The organism is Spirosoma gilvum (assembly GCF_054776815.1).
On the sequence record NZ_BAAHBH010000030.1, the window covers coordinates 1 to 6,813 of the forward strand.

Annotated in this window: 8 protein-coding genes; 4 read left to right on the top strand and 4 right to left on the bottom strand. The window is 40.6% G+C overall.

What is annotated here, in order from left to right:
- The first annotated feature begins 718 nt into the window (after nt 1–718).
- On the top strand, nt 719–1,339 hold the full coding sequence (locus tag ACYVFD_RS35725; RefSeq protein WP_461095413.1) for a BfmA/BtgA family mobilization protein: 621 nt from the start codon (nt 719–721) through the stop codon (nt 1,337–1,339).
- Nucleotides 1,340–1,359: 20 nt separating this feature from the next.
- Nucleotides 1,360–2,235, top strand: coding sequence for a DUF5712 family protein (locus ACYVFD_RS35730; RefSeq protein WP_461095414.1), 876 nt, complete (start codon nt 1,360–1,362; stop codon nt 2,233–2,235).
- A gap of 66 nt (nt 2,236–2,301) precedes the next feature.
- Here ACYVFD_RS35730 and ACYVFD_RS35735 read toward each other — a convergent pair whose 3' ends face one another.
- The gene (locus ACYVFD_RS35735; protein WP_461095415.1) at nt 2,302–3,075 is read right to left on the bottom strand and encodes a hypothetical protein; all 774 of its coding nucleotides are present in this window, start codon (nt 3,073–3,075) and stop codon (nt 2,302–2,304) included.
- A gap of 579 nt (nt 3,076–3,654) precedes the next feature.
- Between ACYVFD_RS35735 and ACYVFD_RS35740 the strand changes: the two genes are divergently transcribed.
- Entirely contained in the window at nt 3,655–4,566 is a 912-nt protein-coding gene (locus tag ACYVFD_RS35740) for a hypothetical protein (RefSeq protein ID WP_461095416.1), read from the top strand.
- A 208-nt stretch (nt 4,567–4,774) separates the two neighbouring features.
- The gene (locus tag ACYVFD_RS35745; protein ID WP_461095417.1) at nt 4,775–5,182 is read left to right on the top strand and encodes a type II toxin -antitoxin system TacA 1-like antitoxin; all 408 of its coding nucleotides are present in this window, start codon (nt 4,775–4,777) and stop codon (nt 5,180–5,182) included.
- A gap of 26 nt (nt 5,183–5,208) precedes the next feature.
- On the opposite strand, the gene ACYVFD_RS35750 is transcribed toward ACYVFD_RS35745, so the two are convergent.
- From ACYVFD_RS35750 to ACYVFD_RS35760, 3 genes are read right to left on the bottom strand one after another with little or no spacing between them, the layout of a single operon-like run.
- Nucleotides 5,209–5,610, bottom strand: a complete 402-nt coding sequence (locus tag ACYVFD_RS35750; protein ID WP_461095418.1) for a type II toxin-antitoxin system VapC family toxin — start codon at nt 5,608–5,610, stop codon at nt 5,209–5,211.
- Nucleotides 5,600–5,824, bottom strand: coding sequence for a hypothetical protein (locus tag ACYVFD_RS35755; RefSeq protein ID WP_461095419.1), 225 nt, complete (start codon nt 5,822–5,824; stop codon nt 5,600–5,602). The genes ACYVFD_RS35750 and ACYVFD_RS35755 overlap by 11 nt, the downstream gene beginning before the upstream one ends.
- On the bottom strand, nt 5,814–6,746 hold the full coding sequence (locus tag ACYVFD_RS35760; protein WP_461095420.1) for a replication initiation protein: 933 nt from the start codon (nt 6,744–6,746) through the stop codon (nt 5,814–5,816). Before ACYVFD_RS35760 ends, ACYVFD_RS35755 begins: the two co-directional genes overlap by 11 nt.
- Nucleotides 6,747–6,813: the final 67 nt, after the last annotated feature.

Sequence of the window (6,813 nt, forward strand, 5' to 3'; positions counted from 1 at the left end):
CATTTCATACCGAGCTACAGTAAGGACATTATCCTGCCAAATCTCTTTAGGCTTCGTCATGGGCAATTGATTTACAGGCAAATATAAAAGTTGTCTTTAAAAGTTTAATGGCAACAAAAAAAAAAAACTTATTACCGACCAAAAGACAACTTATTAACCTCGGTTTACCGACCAAAAGACAACTTATTAACCTCGGTTTACCGACCAAAAGACAACTTATTACCGACCAAAAGGCAACTTATTAAAGTTATCCACAATCTAAACGACTGTAAATCTGGTATTTATAAGCCCTATTTCGGCCTTACAAGTGATTAACAAGAGATATTTGAAATACACAAACACTTGTCTCGCGTGCGGGCATGTGTGTACGCGTGCGAGGAAAAGCCCGTCCTGAAGTGCTTTGACAGGTACGGTTTCGAAAGTAAAAAGGGGCAACTAAGAAAATAGTTGGAAAGGGGATAAATGGTGGAAAGGGAAAAAAGACCAAAAAACAAAAAGCGCGAAGCGAGAAAAACAAAGCGCGAAGCGGTCTTATAAAGAGCAAGCGGGAATTACGCTACGCGATAATTCTCACTTGCTCTACGAGGTCACTGTGTTGCTAATCAATCAGTTAGTAAAATTTTTACGATTTCTTTAGTAAGCATAAAGTATATTTTTAGCTAAAAATCCCCTTTTTTAACATTTAGAAGCATATTTTAGTATATTCATCTGCTTATTTATGGAGGTAAAAGCGAATAAGTCCGTTCGGTTTGATTCAGATACTGATCTGAAATTCAGTAAGTTAAGTGAAAAGCTAGGCCGCTCGAAGCAGGAGCTCTTCGGCCAAATGGTCGACTATTTCTACAAGTCCAAGAAGGATCCGGCTGATCTGAACGACGAATTGTTGAAGAAAGAGCTGGGTCAGGGCATCAACCGTATCATCTCGTTTATCAAAACTCAGGAGAAAGAAGCCCTTTCGCCCATGCTGGCCGATCTGGCCCAGTTGCAACGAACGCTAACTAAGCTCAATAGCCAGTATGAGCAGTTTTTTCAAAATGATGATCAGCAGCAGGTCAGTGGTTTCTTCATCCATACTCAGCGAAGATTGCTTAAAGAGCACCAGACGCAGCAGCAACAACAGCAGGAAATGGCCCAGATGCTGCAAAATTTGCTCTCAGAGACGCGATCTCACCAAAATGAGGTAAAGACACATTTAGAAGCTAAGAAGGGCTTAAAAGCGAAATTTATGGCCATACTGGAACACTACATGGGGCAGCGGGAGGTCTTAAACGCGCTCACCCAGGGACGGCTCATCAAAGAGCTTCAGGAGAATGCCCGCAGCCAGATAACGAACCTATAAGCCTTTATCCCCTTTCCAACATGCCCCACATCAACATTACCAGCAGTAGCACGGGTAGTAACGCCGGCAGTTGTGGCCAGCTCGTCGAGTATCTGGAGAAGGAAAACAATCTGAAAGCTGAGCACAAGGCTGAATTGTGGTTCAATCAGGGGCGGGACGATATTAGGGCGCAGGAAGTACGGCTGGGCATCGATTCGAATACGGCCAAGCTCAAACAACACGAAGCTAAGTTTTACCTGGTAAATATCAGCCCATCCCAAAGAGAGCTGGAACACATCGGCAATGACCCTCAAAAGCTCAAAGAGTATGCACGGGGTGTAATGGCCGAATACGCGACTAATTTTCAGAAAGGGTTAGGGCCGGATGATGTGAAATGGTACGGTAAAGTCGAGTACAACCGAGGCTACAAGTGGACCGATCCGGAAGTAAAGCAAGGCTTGAACCAACGAGGAGAGCTAAAGGCTGGCCACCAGATGCATGTGCAGATCATTGTCAGCCGGAAGGACATGCAGAACCAACGCTTACTAAGCCCGTTGACCAATCATCGAGGGCAGGGTAAAAGTGCTGAGCATGGCCACAAGTTCGGCCAATTCAACCGGGTCGAATTCAAGGAGCGTAGCGAATTGGCGTTTGATCAGCAAACGGGGTACCGTCGAGAACTGGAAGAGAGCTTTCGCTATCAGAATACGATGAGTAACGGCACGGTTCAGGAACGAGCCGCTATGACGCTGAAACTACGGGATGTGCAGCACGAGCGCCAACAGCAGTTAGCTGCCGATTTACGTCGATCGGAAGAGCTACGACTCGAACAAGCCAAGAAATTAGAACTAGCTCAACAACAAGAACGGCGTATTCAACCCGAGCAGAAGCGGGATCGAGGCTTAAGCATGGGATAAATAAGCTCTTTGCTAAGTTAATTCATTGATTATTAATCCTTTATGGCTAGTAAATTGGTGAATATATTAGTTGTACTTTCTCTGTAAGTTCTTCATAAACTGACTATTAGGCCCATATTGCTTTTCATAATTTTTCATGAATTGACTATTAGGCCCATAGTTCTTCTCATAGTCTTTCATGAACTTACTATTAGGTCCGTAGTTCTTTTCGTAGTCTTTCATGAACTTGCTATTGGGTCCGTAATTCTTTTCGTAGTCCCTCATAAATTGGCTATTAGGCCCATAATTCTTTTCATAGTCTTTCATAAGCTGACTGTCAAGTCCGTATTCTGTAGTCAAATAATCAGCTTCTCGTATTTTTTTTGCTTTAGTACTCCTATACCTTGGCGAATAATTTCGTCGTGTTGTATTTTTTGATGTTTGGTCAGTAAGGTAGGAAGGAGAGGTACTATTTAATTCTCGCAAGATTTCTGTTGTACTCTTTTCAGCAGGAATGTTATTCAGTTCTCTCAAGATCTCTGATGCGCTTTTGTTCGGCCCAACTTTAGGTTCGGTATTAGCCCAATTGTTGGAATTAAGATTACTTAGAGACGTAGAACTATTACTCCTGTTGTAGTAATTCTCCAAATAGGTTTCAGGATTTCCAGTAGCTACTTTACCTGTATAAGGGTTAGTGTTTCCAGGGTAAGACCAATTGTTGTATGGATTCCCGTCAGGACTTGAACGCATATGAGGTTGTACATAGGTGCCATTCGCTCTAGTATATCCTCTTACATAAACCTGTGCTTCTACTTGGCATATGCATACAACCCAAACGAAAAAGTAGATAAGTTGCTTCATAGTGTGTTTTAAGTCGTGATAGTAAACATGCAACAAGGTACACAAATGGCAACTTCTGTGATACAGGAAAAGATAAATAGCAGTAAAATCTAGGATAAATAATCATCCACAGATGCATGTAATATTTTGTACTTTTCTAAGGGGTGTTGTATAAAGAATCTTATGTTATGTGAATTTTCAAAGAAAAGCGATGGACTTCATATCAGATCATGCTAGCTATTTTTTATTAGGTTTTATCATACTGTACTTTATAGCTCTTATTACAGGGCAATCTGGCTCAAAAATGGGTAGATTCATGATACATACAGTGACTGTGATAGGATGGATCATAGCTATTGTGCCTGCATTGTATATGTCTTTTGGTATGTTGGTTTACAAAGGAAGTTTCGCTGGATTCTTTCTTGGATTAGTATGGATTATTGTAATTTATACTGGTGGAGCTAAGATAAGGGTTAGAAGATAGATTCTGGTTTTATTCATATAGTTAAGTAGATTTTATACTTGATAAAAATTGTGACTATAGGACATATATATTTCCCATGACTGGCATTTCTGTTCAAACTTTTAACTGCATTTCTCATGCCTTATCTTACAAAAAATAATTCTCTCAGAATCATATCTCAAGTAGATTTTAATAAGGTTGGAAACCTTAACGGAAATGTTTATAAAAAGCCCATTTATTTCTTAAGTGATTATGAAAAAAATAGGCTTTTAGGTCTAGAAGAGTTATTTAAAGACCCTGACAGATTTCTTGCCGAATACTATATCCCTATTGACTCCACTGACCATTTACGCTATGTATATGAAGGTGGAAAACCTGCATATCATGCCACCCCTGACTGTGATCGATTAAACTCTAACTTTAGGAACTTTGAAATCCCAGAAGAAATAAGGGAGCGTGGTCGTGATGAAGTTATAAGATTTCGTGATTGGTTCAAGCGGTATCAGTATCTTCTTGATATACCTGATGTTGAGGCATTTACCGCTAATCTGTATTCCGCTTTTAGAATACAAATTAATCCGAAGGCCATTGATTACTCTAATTCAGGATCTGTAGAAAAAGAAAATTTAAATCTTACAGAGCTGGAGCATAGAATTGATCAGATAATATCAGATGCAGGATCATATTTTAACTGTAGTACTGATCGTATAAAAAAGGTACTTAGACGTTTTCAGAAATACACTTTCTTAGCTTATTCTTCTCGAGAATTTAGTAATAATGATACAGGTATGACTGATGAAGAATTAAGAGAGTTTCTCAAAAGATATGATACAGATTTTAAGATGCCACTAAAGAATTGGTTGGTTGAATATTATCGAGTCAAACATAATCCTAATCTAAAATTCGAGGGCCATCTACTTGAGCAACTTGGATTCAAGCCTTGTGCTATTTGTTACGGTCAAAAAATAGACGCTGAAGACGTTAAAGAAGCTGAGGTTAACATAAAACCTCGATCAGCTGCGCTCAGAAAGCTATTTGGTTTGGAGTGATTATCGAATTGGTATTTCGTAACTTGACATTATTGGGTATCAAGTATGATTATAGTCAATCCCATGCCTATTCTTGTTATGTAATCACTCTTATATAAAGTCCGACATAAACATTGTGATGTCCGACACCTAGTAAAATTTTCCCAGCTTTGTCAATCTTGTACCAAATTTCCGTAAATATGTGTCGGACAAAAAGCCAGACACATATATGAGTGATCAAGCTATTGATTCAAGTACCCAAGCTGAAGGGCAGACAGAAACCCAAACAAGTCCGACAACCCCAAAAGGCGGTAGACCTCCACGCCAATCACCTGAACCCGCTAAATGGACAATACGTGGGATTGAGCCTGAGACTCGACGAGTTATCGAAAAAGCTGCCGACCGAACAGGCAAGACATTAGGTCAATTCTTCAATGACGAGTTACGAGAGGCTGCTACAAACGTAATCAAAAAGGGCGACCAGCCACCGGCGCGCCCAGAGGATCTAGTAACTGACTTAGTTGAAAAGCTTAAGATGGAGTTGAAAGAAAGTCAGACGAGTGAATTGCAATCGATTCGAGAGGCTATTGAACGCCGTCCGGCCAGTTTACGCGAGTGGTTATTTGGTAAAAAGTAGATATACATCGCTCGCCCTGACTAAGGCTATAAGCCTTTAACTAATTGTAATCCTAAGGCCGGTAGATGGTCAAAATCGTTATCTGTGGTATGTAATGGTAAGTCCAAATACAGGGCTGTTGCTGCAATCCATATATCATTCTTACCCATGTTTCGTGCTGATAGACCAGGCGGCAACGGTTGGCTCTGAAGGTTACCTTGACTATAGGCATCGACTCGAGCATAAACCGTGGTGATTTCGCGAATCACCTCAACGATGGGAAATCGTTCGAATAATCGCTGCATAAAAGAAACCTTCTGATAGCCCCAGTCTGCTTTTAAAGCAAAGGCTTCTAATTCGCCCGCTACAATCACTGGAATAATAGCCCGAGCTGGCAACATCTGTTGGCGACGGATATGCTCAATGAGCAAGTTTGTATCAAAGACCATTAGCTGAGGCTTCTCGTTCCTGGCGTAGGATTTCATCCATTCGTTGGTTTTCCTCCTCGGTAAAACCTAGATCTGGAATTTGAATAGGCTCTTTTTCACACACTTCATCCAAGAAGCGTTGAACGCCCCAGCGTTTAATATCGGCTGGGGAATAGCTATTCCATTGACCTCTTCGAAGAGGTGGAATAGGTTCAAGTGGTTTTTTAGTTTCCATCTTTTTTCCCTTTTGTGTCTAAACCAAATACTTTGGCGGTGTAACTACCTATATTCTTAACCGTTCCACTGGCTAGTTTAGTTTGAATATCGTAGAGTTGTCGATTAATCGTTTCTACCGAATGCGTAGATAATACTTGATCTGCCTGATCAGTTCGTAGTCGGAACTGTTTTACTAGCCGCTCATGCAGAGATACAGTTTGAGTGGGCTCAGGTTTAGCCTGATAAAATACTTCAAATTCAATCTGCTCAACGGGTTTGCGGCCTCGCCCTGGGCGGTCGCCATAAATTGGCTTATAGTTGAACGTTAGATCTGTATGCCCATTAATTTCTCTCGATGATACTTCAAGTACCTTCTTTTCAAAATGCGTCCATTTAGGGTAACTGTCTTTGCCTGTTTTCGGATCGATAATGCCTACCATTGATTTAAAATCAATTAGATCGCGCCGAAACGTCTTGTCTTTCATGTTTTTGTACATGCATAGAAGCTCATAAACCCGTTTGGCATAAGTTGAATTAAGCGAAATAGCCGCTACCAATTGAATCTTGGTAAAGCGTTGATTTAATTCGACATAGAATGGTCTAACCATTTGAGATAATTCAATTTGTATAATGCCAGTACCCTTTTTGTACAGCGCTGATGCAATAAAGGTGGCCTGTAAAAGATCACCATTGGGCATTGTTGTTTCAAATACACGAGTTAGCAGCTTACGAGTCGCTTGTTTGTACGTTTCGAACTTTAATTCAATAGATCCTGTAACATCAGCCATTTCTTTGACTGACACCTGATACATCGTGGTAGGCGCATCTTCTTTGCGCACTTGAGCGACGACCATGTATAAAATATTTTTCTCAGCTTCAGTCATTTCATACCGAGCTACAGTAAGGACATTATCCTGCCAAATCTCTTTAGGCTTCGTCATGGGCAATTGATTTACAGGCAAATATAAAAGTTGTCTTTAAAAGTTTAATGGCAACAAAAAAAAAAAA